This is a genomic window from Streptomyces sp. NPDC006140 (genome assembly GCF_040628815.1).
GTDB lineage: Bacteria > Actinomycetota > Actinomycetes > Streptomycetales > Streptomycetaceae > Streptomyces.
Map to the genome: position 1 here is coordinate 409,463 of NZ_JBEXTS010000001.1, position 19,923 is coordinate 429,385.

Sequence of the window (19,923 nt, forward strand, 5' to 3'; positions counted from 1 at the left end):
CACCGTACCTTCACGCACCGTGCGCGCGGCCCCTCGTGCGGGGACCGTCGGAAATCGGCCGGGCGGCCCCCCGGGGGGACGCGGTCAGCCGGTGAGTGACCTGCCCTCCGTGTGGTCGTGTGCCAGGGCGCGGATCGCCCGGAGGTCCTCCGTGCGGCGCAGGGCCCGGGACAAGGCGCCGATCTCGCGCAGCAGTTCCGTGGTGTCATGGGCGCCGGTGCCGTCGTCCTCCGGTGTCCGGGTCCCGGCGTCGGCCGCGTCCTGGATCGCCGCGACGGCGGCGAGCACCTTCGCCCGGCCGGGCGGGTGGCCGAGGGCGAGGGCGGCGTCGTGGAACCGTTCGCGCCGGTCCTCGTCGATGTGCCGGGCGAGCGGCAGCAGCACGTCGCGGATGAATGTCTCCCGGCGGACCAGTCGCAGCTCCGGCGTCGCACGCAGCAGGAACGGGACCCCGGTGCCGTTGACCGTCTTCATCAGCAGGTACAGCGGCCGCAGTTCGTGGTGGGCGAGCCGGACGTGCCAGCGGCCGTGCAGGTACTGCCCGGCGTGCGGGAGGATGAAGCCGACCGCGATGAGCACGGCGGACAGGCAGGCGAACGGCGGGGCGACGGCCGTGCTCAGCCAGTCCACGTTCCGCCCCGACCAACGGGCCACCACGGCACTGATCTTGGCGGCGTCGAAGAGCAACTGCGCCGCGTAGCCGACGCCGAGGAACTTCAGCCCCCAGCGCAGCAGCGCGTCGAGCCCGTCCGTGCGCACCCAGTTCCAGATCAGCCCGTTGGTGACCAGCGCGGCCGTGGTGTGCGCGAGCAGGTAGAGCACGATCACTTCGCGCATGTACGGCGTGTTCGCGTAGTACGTGTCGAGATCCCGCAGCCGCTCCTCCGGCACGTCCGCGAGGGCGAACAGCACCCACATCGCGACGATCACACCCGAGTAGACCGCCACGACCCCGCGCATCGCGCGCCGGGTGCGGTCCGAGCGGTCGGACGGGCCGTGGCGCCAGGAGATGATCAGCAGCAGACAGAAGGCGCAGAACGCGGTGAGCAGCGAGTAGACCCAGGGGCCGGAGAAGTTCGCCACCCCGGTGAGCCGGTTGACCCGCGCGATCGTCGACGGCGCCACGAAGACGAACACCGCGAGGGCGAGCAGCAGCAGCCCGCCGACCGCGCGCAGCATCGGGTCCTTCCAGAGCCGGATGACGCTCGGCAGCTTGATGGCCAGGGCGGCGGCCAGGACCCCCGCGGGGATCCACCAGAAGTTCGGATAGAACTGGTTGACGAACTCGACCGGGGTCAGCGCCACCGTCGTCACGGTGCCGCACCTCCTCGCGGCCCCCGGTAGTACAGCGACCGCTGCACGGGCTCCAGGGGAACGTCCGGTCCGCGCCCACCCGGCAGCAGCGCCCGGCACCCCGCCGCCAGCCGGTGTCCGAAGGCGTCGGCATCGGCCTCGTCCCGCTCCCGGGAGCCGTTGCGGGCGGCCACCGCCAGCGCGACGTCGTCCCACCCCGGCCGGTCGGCGAAGGCGTGGGCCGCCGCCGCGCCCGCCCCGTGGTGATGCCCGTGCCCGGCGTGCAGATGCCACAGCTCGTGCCCGAGGATGACCAACTGCTGCACGGCCTCGGCCCGTTCCTCGACGATGACGAGGTCGAAGTCCTGGAACTCCACCCACAGACCGGTCACTTCGATCTCGTCGGGGAAGCGCTCGAACCGCAGCTCGACCGGCCGCCCGCCGCGCCGCGCGCTCATCTCCTCGCACAGGGCCCGGCACAGCGACCGCACGTCGGTGGGGGCCTGGCGTCTCGCCCGGACCGCCGCGGCGAGTTCGGCGGCCAGGCGGCGCATGGCGGAGCCATGGCGCGAGCGCCTGAGCGCGGCGGTGACTCGGGCGGCCATCGTCCGCGCGCCCGCGATGTCCATCGCTCCCCCTTCTCACCACCGGCCGACGGCTTCGGCAGCCCGTCCGAGACTACGCGCCCGAAAGTGTGCGCGTCATGCGATCCGATGTCCGTAGTTCAACGGGGAACGACCGAACTCGCCCAAAAGTCCTGCCCGAAGTTCGTGTCCTACCCATTGACGCGCAAGCGCTTCGAACTTACGGTCCCGTTCGAAGTTACGAGCACTATTCGGGATATCGAACAGTAAGGGCAGGGCATGGGACGACCTGGCCTGAATCGCAGGCAGCTTCTCGGCGGGCTCGGCGGACTCACCGTCGCGGGCAGCTTCGGCTTCGCCGCACTCGGCACCGGAGCCGACGCACTCGCCTCGGACGCGCACACGCGGGTGCGGTACTGGAACCTCTTCAGCGGCGGCGACGGCTACAACATGATCGCGATGCTGAACTCCTTCCGTAAGGACCATCCGGACGTCGCGGTCAAGGACTCCACGCTCCAGTGGGGCAGCCCCTTCTACACCAAGCTCGCCATGGCCGCCGCGGGCAACCGCGCCCCCGACCTCGGCGTCATGCACATGGGCCGGGTCACCGGATTCTCGCCCGGCCGCCTCCTGGACGCCTGGGACGTCGACCTGCTCGCCAAGTACGGCGTCCGGAAGCAGGACTTCAACCCCCAGCTGTGGAACCGCGGCGTCATCGACGGCAAGCTCTACGCCGTCCCCCTCGACATCCACGTCCAGCTCTGCTTCTACCGCAAGGACGTGCTGAAGAAGGCGGGACTGCTGGGCGACGACGGCCGGATCGTGCCCGTGACGTCGACCGGCGAGTGGTTCGAGGTGCTCAAGGAAGCCAGGAAGGCCACCAAGAAGGGCCTGCAGACCATGGGCTTCTGGAACAGCGACCAGAACTTCCAGTGGTGGTTCTTCGTCGCCTTCTACACCCAGCTCGGCGGCACCTGGTTCAACGACGCCGACACCGAGGTCACCTTCGACACCGACAAGGCCGTCCAGGTCCTGGAGTTCCTGCGCCGCCACATCACCGACGGCTACGCCGACCCGGGCTTCGCGGGCCCGGCGAGCGCCGAACAGTTCGTCAACGGCTCCCCCTTCGTCTGGGAGGGCAACTGGTCGGTGCCGGTCTTCGACACCGCGAAGGTCGAGTACGGCGCGACCCCGCTGCCGCCCGTCTTCGGCAAGCCGGCCACCCACGCCGAGTCGCACGCCTTCGTCCTGCCGCACCAGTCCGACCGCGGCGGCCCCGCCAACGAGGGCGCCCACCGGCTCGCCGCCTACATCGTCCGGCACGCGCGGCAGTGGGCGCTCGGCGGGCACATCCCCGCCTACCGGCCGATCCTGTCCACCGCCGCGTACCGGAAGATGAGCCCCCAGAACGAGTACGTCTCGGCCATGGACCACCAGGCCACCGAGCCCAAGGTGTGGTTCGCCGGATCCACCGGCATCCTCGCCCAGCGCGTCGGCCCCATCGTCGTCTCCTCCACGATGGGCTCCGCCCGGCCGGAGAGCGCCGCCCGCCGGATGAAGAGCGAACTCACCAGGCTGCTCGCGACGAAGAACCCCATGGACGGCAGGACCGCCGCGCAGGGAGGTGCGGTCGCATGACGACCAGCGCTCAGACCGTCATCGCCCCGGTACGCGCGACAACCGCCGCCGACAGCGCCACCGTCCGCCGCAAGCAGGGCTTCCAGCACGGCGGCTGGTTCGTCGCCCCGTTCCTCCTCCTGTTCACGCTCTTCGTGATCTGGCCGCTGCTGCGCGGCGTCTACCTGAGCTTCACGGACGCCAACATCTCCGGCGACAGCGCGAACTTCGTCGGCCTCGACAACTACCGCGAGGCCCTCCAGGACCCCCTGATGTGGGACACGCTCGGCCACAGCGCCTACTTCACGCTGCTGGTCGTGCCCTGCATCACGGTCCTCGCCTTCCTCCTCGCGATGCTCGCCCACCACATCGAGCGCGGCAAATGGCTGTGGCGCCTGTGCTTCTTCGCCCCGTTCCTGCTGCCGTCCACCGTCGCCGCGAACCTGTGGCAGTGGCTGTTCAACCCCGGCACCGGCATGATCAACCACGTCTTCGGCCTCGACACACCGTGGCTGACCGACAAGTCCTACGCGATGCTCGCGGTGGTCGTCTGCACGCTCTGGTGGACGGTCGGTTTCAGCTTCCTGCTCTACCTCGCCGCGCTCCAGGGCATCCCCGACCACCTCTACGAGGCCGCCAAGCTGGACGGCGCGAACGCCTGGCACCGCATGATCCACATCACCCTGCCGATGCTGCGCAACATCACCGGGCTCGTCATCGCCCTGCAGATCCTCGCCTCGCTCCAGGTCTTCGACCAGGCCGTCGTGATGATGGACTTCACCCCCGGGCCCGAGGAATCGACCCGCACCATCGTCCAGTACACCCTCGAAGAGGGCTTCACCAGCTACCGCGTGGGCTACGCCTCCGCGATCTCCATCATCTTCTTCGTGATCATCGCGTCCGTCGCCGTCGCCCGGATGTGGCTGCTGCGCAAGCGTGAGGAGGGCGTGCGATGACCGCCACGCAGATCCGTGCCAGGGCCCCGAAGGACCGCAAGCCCTGGACCCCCAGCCAGATCGTCCTCACCCTGGTCGGCACCGCCGTCTCCGTGGTGTTCATGGCGCCGCTCGTCTGGGCCCTGTTCACCTCCCTCAAGTCCGAGACCGAGGCCGTCGAGGTGCCGACGCACTGGCTGCCGGAGGACTGGACCACCCAGGCCTGGACGGCCATCTTCGACACCGGCAACATCACCAACTGGTTCGTGAACTCCGTCGTCGTCTCCGTCTGCGTCACCGCCGTCGTCCTGCTGGTCAGCTCGCTGGCCGGATACGGCTTCGCCCGCACCGAGTTCCGCGGCAAGAACGCCCTGATGGGCCTGGTCATGGCGGGCCTGATGGTCTCGCCCGCCGTCCTCGGCGTGCCGCTGTTCACCACCGTGCAGCAGATGGGCATGGTCGACACCTACTGGGGCATGATCCTGCCGCAGTGCGCGCCCGCCGCGATGGTCTACATCCTCTACAAGTTCTTCCAGGGCGTCCCGCGCGAACTGGAGGAGGCCGCGTTCATCGACGGCGCGGGCCGCTGGCGCGTCTTCTTCACCATCGTCCTCCCGCTCTCCCGCCCCTCCCTCGCCGCGGTCGGCATCTTCACCTTCATCGCCTCGTGGAACAACTTCCTGTGGCCCTACATGGTGACCAACAACCCCGACCTGATGACCATGCCGAACGGCATCGCGACCGTCATGAACTCCTACGGCATCCAGTGGGCCCAGCTCATGGCCGGCGGCCTGATGGCGGGCCTGCCGCTGATCATCGTGTTCGTCTTCTTCCAGCGTCAGATCGTGGCCGGCGTCGCCCACACGGGATTGGCGGGACAGTGACCCTGCGCAGCACCCTCACCGCCATGGCGGCGGCCACGCTCCTCGCCCTGCTGCCCCACACCGCACAGGCCGCGGAGACCTACCCCGACCCCCGCCCGATCACCGGCCAGGAGATCATCCACGACCCGGCCGTCTCGCGCCTGAAGTCCGGCGGCTACGTCGCCTACTCCACCGGCGGCATCATCGGCGCCCGCCTCTCCGCGGACGGCCGGCACTGGACCGACGCCGGCAACGCCTTCGCCGAGCCCCCGGCCTGGTGGTACGAGTACAACGACAAGGCCGACCCCTGGGCCCCCGACCTCTCCCGGCGCGACGGCCGCTACTGGCTCTACTACTCCGTCTCCTCCTGGGGCAGCAACCACTCCGCGATCGGCGTCGCCACGTCCCGCACCGGCCTGCCCGGCACCTGGACCGACCACGGCAAGGTCTTCACCTCGGAGACGACCGACACGTGGAACGCCATCGACCCGGCGATCATCCGCGCCGACGGCAAGCTGTGGATGTCCTTCGGCTCGTACTGGACCGGCATCCGCATGGTCGAACTGAACCCGAAGACGGGCAAGGCGATCCCCGGCGCCGAGGTCCACCACCTGGCCACCCGCCCCGACGCCCCCTATGCCGTCGAGGGCCCGTACATCGTCGAACACGGCCGCCACTACTACCTCTTCGCGTCCTACGACGCCTGCTGCCAGGGCGTGAACTCCACGTACAAGATCAAGGTCGGCAGGTCGACGTCCGTGACCGGCCCGTACGTCGACAGCACGGGCAAGCCGCTCCTGGAGGGCGGCGGCGACGTGCTCCTGGAGGGCCACGGCCGCTACATCGGCACGGGCGGCGAATCGGTCTTCAGAGACAGAGGCAAAGATGTCCTGGCGTACCACTACTACGACGCGCAGGACGAAGGCACCCCGAAGCTGGGGCTGAACACCCTGAGCTGGAACAAGAAGGGCTGGCCGAGTCTGACCTAGGGGCGCGGGGCTGTATCAATGTGCGGCTCCGCCGCGTGGGCGCGACAAGCCACGAATCACCTGCAGACAAAACGGAACCTCGAAAGGCAAGCATGCACACGGCCCGCTTCACCCTCGACCCCGCCTTCACAGTCGGCGAGGTCAACCCTCGCCTCTTCGGCAGCTTCGTAGAACACCTCGGCCGCTGCGTCTACACCGGCGTCTTCGAACCGGACCACCCCACGGCCGACGACAAGGGCCTCCGCCAGGACGTCCTCGACCTCGTCCGCGAACTCGGCGTCACCGCCATCCGCTACCCCGGCGGCAACTTCGTCTCCGGCTACAAGTGGGAGGACTCGGTCGGCCCCGCCGAGAACCGCCCCCGCCGCCTCGACCTGGCCTGGCACTCGACGGAGTCCAACCGCTTCGGCCTGTCCGAGTACATCGACTTCCTCCGCAAGATCGGCCCCCAGGCCGAGCCGATGATGGCCGTCAACCTCGGCACCCGAGGCGTCGCCGAGGCCCTGGAACTCCAGGAGTACGCCAACCACCCCGAGGGCACGGCCCTGTCCGACCTGCGCGTCTCCCACGGCGACAAGGACCCCTTCGGCATCCGCCTGTGGTGCCTCGGCAACGAGATGGACGGCCCCTGGCAGACCGGCCACAAGACGGCCGAGGAGTACGGCCGCCTCGCCGCCGAGACGGCCCGGGCCATGCGCCAGCAGGACCCCGGCGTCGAACTCGTCGCCTGCGGCTCCTCCAGCCAGTCGATGCCCACCTTCGCCGCGTGGGAGGCGACGGTCCTGGAGGAGACGTACGACCTCGTCGACTACATCTCCCTGCACGCCTACTACTGGCCCGAGGACGGCGACCTCGACTCCTTCCTCGCCTCCGCCGTCGACATGGAGTCCTTCATCGACAACGTCGTCGCGACCGCCGACCACGTGGGCGCGCGCCTGAAGTCGAAGAAGAAGATCAACCTCTCCTTCGACGAGTGGAACGTCTGGTACCTGCCCGAGTGGGAGGCCCGCGCCAAGACCTTCGAGCAGCACGACTGGCCCGAGGCGCCGCGCCTGCTGGAGGACAACTACAGCGTCACCGACGCCGTCGTCTTCGGCTCGCTCCTCATCGCCCTGCTCCGGCACGCCGACCGGGTCACCGTCGCCTGCCTCGCCCAGCTCGTCAACGTCATCGCCCCGATCATGACCGAGCCGGGCGGCCCGGCCTGGCGGCAGACCACGTTCTTCCCCTTCGCGCAGGCCTCCAAGTACGGCCGCGGCCAGGTCCTCGACGTCCGCGTGGACTCGCCGACGTACGAGACGAAGAAGTACGGCGAGACCGACCTGCTGCACGCCACCGCAGTGCGCGGCGAGGACGGCACGGTCACCGTCTTCGCCGTCAACCGCAGCCGCACCGAGGCGCTGCCCCTGGAGGTCGCGCTGAACGGGCTCGACCTGTCGTCGGTCGTCGAGCACAGCGCCCTCGCGGACGCCGACCCCGACGCCCGCAACACCCTCGACGACCCCGAGCGGGTGGCCCCGCACGCGGTCGACGGCACGACCCTCCAGGACGGCACGCTGAGCGCCGTCCTGGAGCCGCTGTCCTGGAACGTGATCCGGCTGGCGTGACCGGCGCCCGGTCAGCGTTCGATGCGGGGCCGGGCGGTCTCGGACGGCGAGGACGAGGTCGTCCCCACCGCCCAGTAGCCGTCCGAACCCGGCACCTTCGCCAGGGCGTTCATGATGACGGGGGTCGTGGCCACCGGCCCCCGCTCGCTCACCCAGGCCGTGCCGTCCCAGCGCAGGTAGTGGGCCCGGGTCTGGTCCCAGAAGTCCCAGCCGGCGATCCGGTCGGGCCGGCCCTGCGCGTCGCCCACGATGCCGGACAGCATGCCGACGCCGAACGGTGCCTTGACGTGCTCCCAGGAGGCGCCGTCCCCGTGCAGCAGCCGGACGCCCGGGGGCTTGCCGGGCGGGCCGCCGATGCCGTAGTCGTAGCCCGTCAGCCAGATGTCGTCGCGGGCGACCGGGAGCAGCCCGGTGAAGCCGGCGCGGATGCCGCCGGGTGACGGCAGCACGGTCCAGGCCGCTCCGTCCCAGCGGGCGACGAGCGCGGTGTCGTAGACCCAGATGTCGCCGCAGAGCGAGCGGTGGATGCCGTACGGCGGGGTGGTGGTCGTGGCCGGGGGCGCCTCCAGCCAGGTCCACTTGCCGCGGTGGCCGTGCAGCAGCACCGAGCCGTCGCTGTTCCGGCCGGAGACCCAGACGTGGCCCCGGGGGCCGGTCGTGACGGCGGCCAGGTCGGTCCCGGTCGTCCCGCGCCCGGGGTAGTCGGTCTCCTGCCAGGCACGTCCGTCCCAGGCGAGGAGGTGTGCGGTGCCGGAGGTGTCGGCGCCGACGGCCCAGGCGGACCCGTCGGACGCGGCGGCGACGGAGGCCAGGTAACCGTTGAAGCCGGGGCTGGTGCGCTGCCAGGCGGTGCCGTCCCAGACGAGGGCCAGCGCCTTCCCCCGGATGCTGCCGCTGCGGCCCTCCTCGCCCACGGCCCAGGCGAGGCCGGGACCCGAGGCGGCCACGGCCCGCAACTGCGCCGCGGGGGCGGCCTCCGGGGCCGTGACGGCCTGCCACTCGCGGGCCTCACCCAGGGGACCCGGGGCCGCCCAGGCCGCCCCGCCCCGCGCCGAGACGAGCCCGGCCCCGGCCACCGCGCCTAACCCAGTGATGAAACGCCGTCTTCGCACGAGGTTCCCCTCCCTGTCGAAAAGCCCTGAAGGGCCCACACGGTGAACCAGCGTCCCGGAGAAGGCAAGGCACGGGTACGGCTCGATCCGGTCACACCGGCTTGACGGGCACTCCTCCGGCCGCCGCGCCCAGCAGCGTCAGCCGCACGTCCCTCGGCCCCGACGGTGTGGTTCCGTCGGACAGCACCGCCAGGGCCAGTGTGTTGGAACCACGTGTGCGCAGGATCCCGTTCGGCAGCACGAACGTGTGCTGCGGCCCTACGTCGTTGATGTACTGCCCCATGTTCCAGCCGTTGAGGAAGAGCTGCACGCGGTAGGCCCGGTCCGGGTCGTCGTCGAGGACGAGTCCGACGGAGGCGTCCACGCCCGGGTCCACGTCCAGCCGGAAGCCCGTGCGGTACCAGGTGACGCCCTGCCTCCGCCCGGCCCGGAGCGAATCGGTCTCGTCCCAGTCCTCGTCGTCGTGCTCCGGCAGGTGCCAGCCCTCGCGCTCCCCGTACAGCCCGCCGTTGTTCATCGGCCCGCGCACGGGGTCGGGCGCGGACGCGCCCTGGATCCGCCACGTCACCTCGGGGGAGGCGCCCTCGAAGGTGACGGCGGTCAGTCCGCGCGCGGCCTTGTGCGTGTCGAGGGCCCTGCCGTCCATGTCGTGCTGCATCGGCCGCACGAGCACGGACAGCACATGCCGCTCCCGGCGCTCCTCGCGGAACCTCTTCCGCAGCTTCTTCGGCAGCCCGAAGGTGGCCTTGGCGGTCCACGTCCCCTGCCGCGCCCGGTCCTTGTCCGGTACCGGCATCCGGTGCGTGCCCAGCGGCTCGCCGTCCAGCCAGGCCATCAGCAGGCCCTGCGTGCCCGTGCTGTAGGAGAGGGAGACGGACTCGACGGCGCTGTCGTCCGTCCACTCGCCCCGGTACCAGACGTCGCCGTAGTGGAAGCCGTAGTCGTCGGCGAAGAGGACGGGCTGCCCGTCGGGCACGGGCGTGGTGCTGAAGGTCGTCGTCCTGTCGGCCGTCGTCCAGTCCGAGTCGTCGAAGTCGGGTGCGGCCTCCGGGTTCTCGGTCCGTCGCCGCCAGCCGTGCAGGGCGGGCAGGGCCGGCCGGGTCACGCCGGGCAGCGGCTTCAGCGCCAGCAGGCTGTCGGAGGCGCTGATCCGGCAGGGGACCGGGCGGCCGTTCCAGGTGACATGGGTGATCCCGCGCGGCCCCCACACCTCCAGGCCGGTCTCGCCGATGGTGTCGCCGGTGAGGTGGACGGTGGAGCCGCGCAGCTCGGCCGAGCGCAGCAGGGCCGGTCCGTAGACGAGGAGCGGGCCGGACGGCGTCTCGTAGGGCCACAGCCGCAGGGCGGTCGCGTCGTCGGCGAACAGCACCAGCATCGGCGTGTCCACGCCGTCGCCCTCGACCCGCACCCGGCTCAGCCCGCCCGCGCCGAGCGGAGCCGTGATGTTCAGCTTGCCGAGGTTGTAGGCCCAGGCGGGCTCCGCGTCCAGCCGCATGGGCGTCGGCTCGTCCGCGCACTCCAGCACGACCTGCGCCATCTCGCCCCGGCGGCCCGCGAAGACGGCGATGTCCTGCCGCCCGGCCGTCAGGCTCACCATGGGCTGCACGGTGGAGTGCACCAGCGTCCGCTTCCCGAGCTTCAGCCCGGCGGCGAGCAGCTTGGCGTCCCGCGCCGGGACGGTGACCGGCACGTCGATCCCGGCGTCGGGCAGCGTCGTGGAGACCGCCTCGCCGGAGTCGTTGCGCAGGACGTAGACATGGGCGCCGGTGTCCGGGTTGGCCAGGTGGTAGACCTTGACCCGCTCGTCGGCGGCGCGCACGTCCTTCGCCCGGTTCAGCTTGGCCAGGTCGGGCACATGCCGCAGCAACTGCCCGATCTGGTGCATCGGGGCGAGCTTCGGGGTGGCGTTGCGGGCCTCGTCGAAGGCGGCCCCGTAGTCGTACGAGGTGTAGACGGCCGGCGCGGGCAGCCAGCCCCAGGAGGTGCCGCCGAACGTCATGTAGACGTTGTGCAGGGTGATGCCGTTGGCGAGGTTGGTGAGGTAGAAGCGTCGCTCGTACGCCGCGTCCCGGGTCCGGCGCGCCTCGGCGTACCCCTTGCCGTCGAACCAGGACCCGCCCCACGGGTCGAACCAGCCCCCGCCGAACTCCGGCACGAACCCGGGCGTGCGTGGACTGGCCGTGGCCCCGCCCTTCGCCCCGCCGGGCCCGAAGTGCCCCCAGTCGGGCGGCACCTGGTCCGGCTCCGGATACCCGTCGAACCCGTACAGCCACCGCCCCTTCTCGCCGCCGGTGCGGAACGACCCGGGCGCCCAGTACCCGTTGCGCCCCTTGTCGTTGTGGAACAGCGGTACGTCGATGCCGTCGGCGCGGACCTTCTCGTACAGGTACGACATGTAGGCACGCCCGGTCGGGTCGTCGGCGTGGGCGTCGTACTCGTTCTCGATCTGGTACAGCAGGACCGTGCCCGTGCCCCGCGTGAACAGCCGTTTGGCGACGATGGCGTTGACGGCGGTCAGCCACTCGTCGACGTACCGCAGATACGTCGGGTCGGAGGTGCGGGCCCGGCCCTCGGTGGCGGTCAGCCAGCCGGGGAAGCCGCCCGCGTCGACCTCGGCGTTGATGTACGGGCCGGGCCGCAGGATCACGTACAGGCCGGTCTCGGCGGCCGTGCGCAGGAACAGGTCCAGATCACGCACCCCGGTGAAGTCGTAGCGGCCGGGCGCGGGGGAGTGGTAGTTCCAGGCGACGTACACGCTCACGGCGTTGTAGCCGTGCGCGCGCATCTTCTCCAGCACGTCCCGCCACAGCGACGGGCTCGGCAGCCGGAAGGGGTGCAGCTCGCCCGACCAGAGCACCAGACGCCGGCCGTCGACCAGCAGCGAGTACCGGTCGAAGCCGATCGTGTGCCGCCGGCCGTCCGCGCCCGGCACCGGAGGCGGCGGGCCCGTGGGCGCGGTCCGTGCCGGGTTGGCGGAGGTCGGCGACCCGCTGCCGGTCAGCGCGAAGCCGAGCGCCGCCGTGCCGGCGAGAGCGTGGAAGGTACGCCTGCTGAGCTCCAAGGGAGCGCCTCCTGTTGTGCTGCATGCCGTAGTGAAAGGCACCTTATGCGCCCGGGGACACCGCTCGCCCGGCGGGCAGGGCCGCTGTGAATCACCGGTGGTGTGAATGGCCGGAGACCGACCTGGCCGACCCCCGCTCCGCTGCGTACGATGCGACCGCTCCCGGCCTTCACAGCTCCTCCATGAAATGGTCACAGGCTGGGGGTGCGTGCGCTGTCTCCTTGTCATGCGCATGTCCATCGAGATCCACCCTCACTGATCCACCCCCCACGAACGGATGGGAGAACCATGGCCGGTGGCCTGCTCCTGAGCGGCGCGATCGCCGCGCTGCTCACCAGCGCACTTCCCGCGCAATCCCCGTCCTCCGGGTTCGTCGACCCGCCCCCGGACAAGATCGTCATCAAGGTCGCCACCGTGAACGGCTCCGGCTGCCCCCAGGGCACCGCGGCGGTCGCCGTCTCCGAGGACAACACGGCCTTCACGGTGACCTACAGCGACTACCTCGCCCAGGCCGGCGGGGGCTCCGACCCCACCGCGTTCCGCAGGAACTGCCAGCTCAGCCTGATCGTCCACGTGCCGCAGGGCTTCACGTACGCCATCGCCAGCGCCGACTACCGCGGCTTCGCCTCGCTCCAGCGCGGCGCGAGCGCGACACAGCGAGCCTCGTACTACTTCCAGGGCTCGCCCAGCACGGTGTACCGGAACCACCCCTTCAACGGCCCCTACAACGACAACTGGCAGGCCACCGACGAGACGGACTGGGCCCAACTCGTCTACGCGCCCTGCGGAGTCCAGCGCAACTTCAACATCAACACCGAGATCCGGGTGAACGCCGGTACGCAGGCGGCCGACAAGGTCAGCTTCATGACGATGGACTCGACGGACGGGGACATCAGCACGGTGTACCACATGGCGTGGAAGGAGTGCCCGAAGAAGTCCTGACGGGGTGAGGGGCGGCCCGCCGACCGGGTCCGGCGGGCCGCCCCTTCAGTTGATCTCTTCGATGAAGGGCCGGGAGAACAGCGCCCAGAGCAGCCCGCCGTCGACCATGAGCGAGCGCGTACACCGAGGGTCGGAGCAGGAGTCGGCCTCTGTCGGCGGTCAGGCGGTGAGTGCCGTGCGCAGGGTGGTGGCCATCAGATCGATGGCTTCCTTCCCGGCCGGTACCGGGCCGGTGTGGGTGAAGTAGTGGTCGACACCCTCGAAGCAACGGTGGGTGACCGGTACGCCGGCGGCTTCCAGGGCCTTGGCGTACGCGTCGCCCTCGTCGCGCAGGCGGTCGTGCTCCGCGGTGATGACCAGGGCGGGCGGCAGCCCGGCGAGGTCGTCGGCCAGTCCGGGCGACACCAGCGGATGGGCGAGGTCGGCGGGATCGGGGACGTATGCGGCGGTGAAGATCCGCATGAGCTGAGGGGTGAGCAGGGGCTTGGCGATGGGTGACTGCTTGGTGGCCGGGTCGGCGAGTTGGTCGAGCGGTGCCGAGTCGATGATCTGGAGGCGGGGCGTGAAGGTGCCGCGGTCCCGAGCGGTGCGGCAGACCGCGGCGGTCAGGTTGGCCCCGGCGCTGTGTCCGCCCACGGCGAGTCGCGAACCGTCCCAGTTGTTGGCGGCGCCGTTCTCGGCCACCCAGGCGGTGACGTCGTACGCCTGGGTGACGGGGGCGGGGTACGGCCGCCGCGGGGCGACGGCGTAGTCCACGTTGATCACCACGCAGCCGGCCGTGGCGGCTATGTAGCGGCAGATGTGGTCGTCCTGCTGGGGGCGGGCGATCACGAACCCGCCGCCGTGGAAGTTGACGTACACGGGGGCTGGGGCTGCGGTGTCGGCCGGCGGGCGGTAGACGGTGCACGTCACCGGTCCGGCGCCGGTCTCCACCCGGATCGATTCCGTGCGCTTCGGGATGTCGGTGAAGCGCAGATCCTTGTGCACGCGGCTCATCATTCGGCCGAGCAGCAGCTGAACCCCTCTGGCCTGGATTCTGGGCCTGAATGACATGGCTGGACCCCATCGCTACAAACTTAAAGTATCAGGATTCCTGATAATGAAGGTTCGTCGCTGATCACGCAAGGGGCAGCCAGGACGGTTGCTGGTGGACGACTTGGCCGAGGCATGGGGAAAGATCCTGAGCCATGGAGTTCTTCTGCTACCACCGCGACCGGCCCGGTTCCCTGCCGCTGCGAATGGAGTTGGGCGAGGCGCACTGGGCCTACATGGACCGGTACGAGACGGAGTTGATCGCCCGGGGACCGACCTTTGCTGCGGATGGGGAGACGCCTACCGGGAGTGTCCACATCGTCGACCTCCCCGATGCCACTGCCGCCCGTGCCTTCGCTTTCGACGAGCCCAACTACCAGGCCGGGGCATACCGGGACGTGCTGCTGCGGCGGTGGCGGAATCTGCTGGGGCGGACCATGTGGGAGTTTCCCGGTGGGCGGACGGACGGGAAGCGGTACCTCGTGCTCGGGTTCGGCACGGGGGACGGTGCCGACCTCGATGTGCCGGGCGCCTTGCGGGACGAACTGATCGCGTACGGGCCGCTGCTGTCCGACGACGGTGCCGTGTGGGTGGGTACGGCGGCACTGGTGCGGGCCGCGGACGCGGAGGCGGCCCGTGCGGTGCTGACCTCGGGGCGGTACGCCGAGGTCGAGGTCCATGACTGGGAGTTCGGCGGGCGGCGGTGAGGAACCGAGCGGCGGGTCCCCACCGCTCATAGGCTGTGTTGATCACCGTGGAGAGGAGATCCCCGTGTCCGGTCTTGTCGTACTCGAGGTGGCCCAGTGGCAGGGATCGGGGGCGGCGACCGCCGGCCGGTTGCGCGGTGGGGCCGCCCGGCTGGCCGAGCTGATGCCCGAAGGCCGGCGGTGTGCGGTCGCGCTCGACAGTGGCGTCGGGAACGCGCGGGGCGGCGTACGGAACGCCGACGTGCTGGAGCGGCACCTGCACGCCGTGCGCGAGGCACTGGCCGGGGTTCCGGCGGGCGACACCGTCGTGACCGTCGGCGGCGACTGCGGGGTCGATCTCGCCCCCGTCGAGACCGCGCTCTCCGTGTTCGGCGACCGGCTGGCCCTGGTGTGGTTCGACGCGCACGCAGACCTCAACACCCCGGAGTCGTCGCCCTCCGGCGCCTTCCACGGCATGGTGCTGCGCGCACTCATCGGCGACGGACCTCAGGGCCTGCGCCCCGTGCGGAGCCTGTCGGCCGACCGCGTGGTGCTGGCGGGGGCCCGGTCCCTGGACCCGGGCGAGCGGGACCTCGTCGAGCGCCGCGGCATCCGGCACGTCGGTGTCGAGCGGCTGACCGAACCGGGTCCGCTCCTGGCGGCCGTGCGCGCGACCGGCGCCGAAGCGGTGTACGTCCACATCGACCTCGACGTCCTCGACCCGCGGGTCTTCCCGGCCGTCGGCACACCGGAACCCGGGGGTCTCGACGTCGACGACCTGCTGGGGGCGGTGCGGGCGCTGACGCAGGAGTTCACCCTCGCCGGTCTCGCGCTGACCGAGTACGAGCGGGGCGAGGACACCGGTCAGGAGGAGGCCGTACTGCGGCGGATCGTGGACGGGCTGTTCGGGACCGCCCGGGGCTGAGCAGCGAAGCGGGCGGTCCCGGCGGCTACTTGGCGGCGTGCGTGAGGAAGGCGGACCAGGCGGTGGGGGAGAGGTGGAGTTCGGGGCCTTGGCGGTTCTTCGAGTCCCGGATGTGGATCGTGTCCGGGTTGCTGGCGACCTCCAGGCAGTCGCCGGAAGCGCTGCTGCTGTAACTAGACTTGTACCAGGCCAGTTCGCTGGTGTTCATAGGTCTCCTCGCATGCGCTGCAACAGGCTCACCGAGTCTTCGAGGGAGAGAGCCTGTGCACGCATCCTGGCATACCTCCTCTGGAGCACGCTGACCACTTTCCGGTCGGTGACAAGCTGACCGCTCTCTTGTCCTTCGAGGTAGGCGAACCACTGGTTCTCCGGTGTTTCCAGCAGGTGGAACGGGCCTTGGAGTCCCGAGTGGGATTCGCGCACCAGCGGCATCACCTGGATCTCGACGTTGCGTAGCTGGGAGCTCTTCAGCACGTGGTCGATGAGGTCCCGCGTTACTGCCCTGCCGCCTGTGCAGCGCAGGAACGCGTGCTCCTCGACGATGAAGCTGAACGCGGTATTCGGTCGCTCCCACAGCAGCTTCTGCCTCTCGGCTCGTGCTGCCCACCGTTCCTCGATCTGCTGGTCGGCGAGTGGCGGCAGGTTGTCGGCGGCGAGAGCCCGGATGTAAGCCTGCGTCTGCAACAGGCCGGGAACCATGCGGCACTCGTACGTGCACATGGTGATGGCGGTCTGTTCCAACGCAGCCCACCGCCGAAACCAAGCCGCCAACCCCGGCTGTCGCTCCAGACACTCCGCCGCCCTCTGCAACGCCCCCGTCCTCCCGAACACCTCCTCCGCACGTTGCACGAACTCGGCATCCGGCATCCGACGCCCCAACTCCACCGAAGCCACCGTATGTTTGGAGAACCGCACCAGTTCCCCGAACTCCTCCCGGCTCAGCCCCGCGTGTTCGCGCAAGCCCTGGACCACCGCTCCGAACGTCCGCAGACTGTCGGACGACTCCGGCTCGCCGTTCGTGTTCGTCCCCACCGCGCCATCGACCACCGTCGGTCACCTCCCGCACGAATCGTCACGGGTAGTCACCGGTACTGTCCAGTCCGTCACCGCGTACGCTGCCGCAGCGTACGCGGCGTCGGCCTGGAGAATCGCCCTTCCCAGCCGCCAGATTGGGCGCATGACGTCACAGTCCGCCTCCCAAAGCCCGGTTACCGTACGTGTGTTCAGGCAGCGTTTCAGTTCCACCCCGCGCGGTGCCCGTCTCGCCCGCCACCTCACGCTGAACCAGCTCCACAGCTGGGGCATCCCCTACGGGACGGACGTCTCCGACGCGGTCGGCGTGATCGTGGCCGAGCTGGCGGCCAACGCCGTGACGCACGGGCGCGTGCCCGGCCGGGACTTCGAACTGCGGCTGGCGCTCCTCACGGGCAGCGTCCGGGTGGAGGTCGCCGACACCCGCAGCGGGCCACCGCGTCCGCCCGCTCCGGGGGCCGTGCGGCCGCCCCGGCCCCTCGATGAGCACGGGCGGGGGTTCGTCCTGGTCGACGCGCTCGCCGACCGGTGGGAGGTGCTCGACCGGGAGCCCCTGGGCAAGACCGTCCGTGCCGAGGTCGATGTGCCGGGGTGGCCGGCCCTGTCATCCCGCGACCCGGCACTCGGTGACAGGTGCTGCGCGGACCATTGACGCGCAAGGTGTTCGATTCTACGGTCCGTTCGAACTTGCGATCGCTGTTCGAGATGTCGCACGGCGTATTCACCCCCACCGCAAGGAGGACCCGCATGAGCCGCAGTCCCCGCACGCCCCGCCCCCTCCGCAGGCGAACCGCCCTGCTCGCCCTCCCCACCGCAGCCCTGCTCGCCCTGATCCCGAGCACGGCGTCGGCGTACCCCAACCCCGGCCGCGTCACCGGCGACGTCGTCACCCACGACCCGTCGATGATCCGCACCTCGTCCGGCCAGTACCTGCTCTACGCCACCGGCGGCGGCATCGCCAACAAGACCAGCAGTGACCGCACCGCCTTCAGAAACGGCGCCGACGCCTTCTCCAGCCGGCCGAGCTGGTGGCGGAACTACTCGTCCGTCCCGGAGGCCTGGGCGCCGGACATCTCGTACCAGGGCGGCAAGTACCTGATGTACTACTCCGTCTCGAAGTTCGGCTCGAACACGTCCGCCATCGGCCTCGCGACCTCCAGCACCGGCCAGCCGGGCAGCTGGACCGACCAGGGGACGGTCTACACCTCGAACTCCTCCAGCGACTTCAACGCCATCGACCCGAACCTCTTCGTGAACGACGACGGCAAGTGGTGGCTGTCGTTCGGCAGTTGGTGGACCGGGATCAAGATGATCCAGATCAACCCGTCCACCGGGAAGCAGCTCTCCTCCAACACCCCCCGGCACTCGCTCGCCTCCCGTCCCACCGGGACCAAGGCGGTCGAGGCGCCCTTCATCGTCAAGAGGAACGGCTACTACTACCTCTTCGCCTCGTACGACACCTGCTGCAACGGGACCAGCTCGACGTACAAGGTCAAGGTCGGGCGGGCGTCCAGCATCACCGGGCCCTACCGCGACAAGAACGGCGTCGACCTGATGAACAACGGCGGCACACCCGTCCTCGAATCGCACGGCAGCGTCATCGGCCCCGGCGGACAGTCGATCCTGAAGGACGCCGACGGCGACCTGATCGTCTACCACTACTACGACGGCAACGCCAACGGCACGCCCAAGCTCGGCATCAACCTCCTGAACTGGAGCAGCGGATGGCCCGTCGCCTACTGACCCTGCTGGCGGCCCTGCTGCTCGCGGTCGGGCTCGGCCAGCCCTCCGCGAGCGCCGCCTCCTTCACGAACCCCGTCAAGTCCGTCAAGGGCGCCGACCCCTGGATCTCGTACCACGACGGCAACTACTACCTGGTGACGACGAGTTGGACCGACGTCATCACCATCCGCAAGTCCGCCACCCTGGCCGGGCTCGCCACCGCGCCCAGTGTGCAGGTCTGGAAGGGCGACGCCGCCTCCCGCTGCTGCAACATCTGGGCGCCCGAGCTGCACTTCCTCAACGGCCGCTGGTACCTGTACTACGTGGCCGGGCAGAACGTGTCCGACTACAACCCGACGCAGCGCAGCCACGTGCTGGAGAGCGCCGGCGCCGACCCCATGGGGCCGTACACCTACAAGGGACAGCTCAGCAACGTGTGGATGCTGGACCCGAGCGTGCTGAACGTGAACGGCCGGCTGTACATGCTGGGCAGCGCCGTCACGGGCGGGACGCAGAACCTCGTCATCGCCCCGATGTCCAACCCGTACACCGTCAGCGGCGCCTACTCGACGATCTCGACACCGACGTACGCCTGGGAACGCCAGGGCGGCACGGTCAACGAAGGCGCGGAGGTACTCCAGCGCAACGGCCGCACCTTCCTCATCTACTCGGCGAGCGGCTGCTGGACGCCCGACTACAAACTGGGCCAACTGGAACTGACCGGTTCCAACCCGCTCTCCGCGTCCTCCTGGACGAAGAAGTCCACGCCCGTCTTCCAGCGCAGCGACGCCAACGGGGTGTACGGGCCCGGCCACAACGGCTTCTTCACCTCACCGGACGGCCGGGAGAACTGGATCGTCTACCACGCCAACGACAGCGCGAGCGAGGGCTGCGACAACGGCCGTACGACCCGGGCCCAGAAGTTCACCTGGAACTCCGACGGCACGCCGAACTTCGGCACCCCGGTGCGGTTGGGCGCCTCTCTGCCCGGGCCTTCCGGAGAGCCGGCCGCCGCCTCGACGACCTACACCGTCACCAACCGCAACAGCGGCAAGTGCCTGGACGTGGCGGGCGGTTCACCGGCCGACGGAGCCAACGTCGCGCAGTACACCTGCAACGGCGACGGCAACCAGCGCTGGCGCCTGGAGGACCTCGGCGACGACACCCACCGCCTGGTCAACGTCGCCACCGGCAAGGTCCTCGACACCGCCGACTGCTCGGCCGCCGACGGTGCCGATCTGCGCCAGTGGTCGTGGCTGAACAACACCTGCCAGCGGTTCCAGTTCGTGGCGACCGACGGTGGCTATGTCCGCATCGTCAACAAGGCCACGGGCAAGGTCGCCGACGTCACCGACTGCTCGACTGCGGACAGCGCGGACGTACGCCAGTGGACCTGGCTCAACAACACCTGCCAGCAATGGAAACTGACGGCGGTTTAACACCCTAGGGGCGCGGGGAACTGCGCGAACAACCACAACACCCCCCGCGCCCGCCCACTCACAGAAACCGCTACGGCGAGAAGG

18 protein-coding genes are annotated in these 19,923 nt (G+C 70.1%); 11 read left to right on the top strand and 7 right to left on the bottom strand.

Annotated features, from left to right (window positions below):
• Positions 1-84 precede the first annotated feature (84 nt).
• The gene (locus tag ABZ386_RS01955) at positions 85-1,314 is read right to left on the bottom strand and encodes a DUF6545 domain-containing protein (protein ID WP_358963172.1); all 1,230 of its coding nucleotides are present in this window, start codon (positions 1,312-1,314) and stop codon (positions 85-87) included.
• The gene (locus ABZ386_RS01960; protein WP_358963175.1) at positions 1,311-1,922 is read right to left on the bottom strand and encodes a toxin-antitoxin system, toxin component family protein; all 612 of its coding nucleotides are present in this window, start codon (positions 1,920-1,922) and stop codon (positions 1,311-1,313) included. Before ABZ386_RS01960 ends, ABZ386_RS01955 begins: the two co-directional genes overlap by 4 nt.
• 234 nt (positions 1,923-2,156) lie before the next feature.
• Between ABZ386_RS01960 and ABZ386_RS01965 the strand changes: the two genes are divergently transcribed.
• The 5 genes from ABZ386_RS01965 to ABZ386_RS01985 all read left to right on the top strand — a co-directional run bounded on the left by ABZ386_RS01965 (position 2,157) and on the right by ABZ386_RS01985 (position 7,888).
• The gene (locus ABZ386_RS01965) at positions 2,157-3,515 is read left to right on the top strand and encodes an extracellular solute-binding protein (protein ID WP_358963176.1); all 1,359 of its coding nucleotides are present in this window, start codon (positions 2,157-2,159) and stop codon (positions 3,513-3,515) included.
• The gene (locus ABZ386_RS01970) at positions 3,512-4,450 is read left to right on the top strand and encodes a sugar ABC transporter permease (protein ID WP_351332798.1); all 939 of its coding nucleotides are present in this window, start codon (positions 3,512-3,514) and stop codon (positions 4,448-4,450) included. The genes ABZ386_RS01965 and ABZ386_RS01970 overlap by 4 nt, the downstream gene beginning before the upstream one ends.
• A complete protein-coding gene (locus ABZ386_RS01975) occupies positions 4,447-5,313 on the top strand; it encodes a carbohydrate ABC transporter permease (protein WP_355713110.1) in 867 nt (288 codons plus the stop codon). The genes ABZ386_RS01970 and ABZ386_RS01975 overlap by 4 nt, the downstream gene beginning before the upstream one ends.
• 23 nt (positions 5,314-5,336) lie before the next feature.
• On the top strand, positions 5,337-6,281 hold the full coding sequence (locus tag ABZ386_RS01980) for an arabinan endo-1,5-alpha-L-arabinosidase (protein WP_356499725.1): 945 nt from the start codon (positions 5,337-5,339) through the stop codon (positions 6,279-6,281).
• A 92-nt stretch (positions 6,282-6,373) separates the two neighbouring features.
• On the top strand, positions 6,374-7,888 hold the full coding sequence (locus ABZ386_RS01985; RefSeq protein ID WP_358963178.1) for an alpha-N-arabinofuranosidase: 1,515 nt from the start codon (positions 6,374-6,376) through the stop codon (positions 7,886-7,888).
• A gap of 11 nt (positions 7,889-7,899) precedes the next feature.
• Here ABZ386_RS01985 and ABZ386_RS01990 read toward each other — a convergent pair whose 3' ends face one another.
• Positions 7,900-9,000, bottom strand: a complete 1,101-nt coding sequence (locus tag ABZ386_RS01990) for a hypothetical protein (protein ID WP_351332791.1) — start codon at positions 8,998-9,000, stop codon at positions 7,900-7,902.
• Between the two features lie 91 nt (positions 9,001-9,091).
• Positions 9,092-12,061: a beta-galactosidase gene (locus ABZ386_RS01995; protein ID WP_358963180.1), complete on the bottom strand. Its 2,970-nt coding sequence runs from the start codon at positions 12,059-12,061 to the stop codon at positions 9,092-9,094.
• A gap of 288 nt (positions 12,062-12,349) precedes the next feature.
• On the opposite strand from ABZ386_RS01995, the gene ABZ386_RS02000 reads away from it, so the two are divergent.
• Positions 12,350-13,003, top strand: a complete 654-nt coding sequence (locus ABZ386_RS02000; protein ID WP_351332786.1) for a DUF4360 domain-containing protein — start codon at positions 12,350-12,352, stop codon at positions 13,001-13,003.
• 159 nt (positions 13,004-13,162) lie between these two features.
• Here the strand turns inward: ABZ386_RS02000 and ABZ386_RS02005 are convergent, their stop codons facing one another.
• Positions 13,163-13,999, bottom strand: a complete 837-nt coding sequence (locus ABZ386_RS02005; RefSeq protein ID WP_355713166.1) for an alpha/beta hydrolase — start codon at positions 13,997-13,999, stop codon at positions 13,163-13,165.
• Positions 14,000-14,190: 191 nt separating this feature from the next.
• On the opposite strand from ABZ386_RS02005, the gene ABZ386_RS02010 reads away from it, so the two are divergent.
• Positions 14,191-14,742, top strand: a complete 552-nt coding sequence (locus tag ABZ386_RS02010) for a YciI family protein (RefSeq protein ID WP_358963182.1) — start codon at positions 14,191-14,193, stop codon at positions 14,740-14,742.
• Between the two features lie 64 nt (positions 14,743-14,806).
• Positions 14,807-15,646: an arginase family protein gene (locus ABZ386_RS02015; protein WP_358963184.1), complete on the top strand. Its 840-nt coding sequence runs from the start codon at positions 14,807-14,809 to the stop codon at positions 15,644-15,646.
• A gap of 25 nt (positions 15,647-15,671) precedes the next feature.
• Here the strand turns inward: ABZ386_RS02015 and ABZ386_RS02020 are convergent, their stop codons facing one another.
• Both ABZ386_RS02020 and ABZ386_RS02025 read right to left on the bottom strand, forming a co-directional pair.
• A complete protein-coding gene (locus ABZ386_RS02020) occupies positions 15,672-15,854 on the bottom strand; it encodes a DUF397 domain-containing protein (protein ID WP_351332777.1) in 183 nt (60 codons plus the stop codon).
• The gene (locus ABZ386_RS02025; RefSeq protein WP_355713093.1) at positions 15,851-16,693 is read right to left on the bottom strand and encodes a helix-turn-helix transcriptional regulator; all 843 of its coding nucleotides are present in this window, start codon (positions 16,691-16,693) and stop codon (positions 15,851-15,853) included. The genes ABZ386_RS02020 and ABZ386_RS02025 overlap by 4 nt, the downstream gene beginning before the upstream one ends.
• Positions 16,694-16,823: 130 nt before the next feature.
• Here ABZ386_RS02025 and ABZ386_RS02030 point away from each other — a divergent pair, with 130 nt between their 5' ends.
• From ABZ386_RS02030 to ABZ386_RS02040, 3 genes are all read left to right on the top strand, one after another.
• A complete protein-coding gene (locus tag ABZ386_RS02030) occupies positions 16,824-17,330 on the top strand; it encodes an ATP-binding protein (RefSeq protein WP_355713090.1) in 507 nt (168 codons plus the stop codon).
• Positions 17,331-17,425: 95 nt separating this feature from the next.
• Positions 17,426-18,421, top strand: coding sequence for an arabinan endo-1,5-alpha-L-arabinosidase (locus ABZ386_RS02035; RefSeq protein ID WP_358963187.1), 996 nt, complete (start codon positions 17,426-17,428; stop codon positions 18,419-18,421).
• Positions 18,403-19,839 (top strand): family 43 glycosylhydrolase, encoded by a 1,437-nt coding sequence (locus ABZ386_RS02040; RefSeq protein WP_358963189.1) that lies wholly within the window; start codon positions 18,403-18,405, stop codon positions 19,837-19,839. The genes ABZ386_RS02035 and ABZ386_RS02040 overlap by 19 nt, the downstream gene beginning before the upstream one ends.
• Positions 19,840-19,923: the final 84 nt, after the last annotated feature.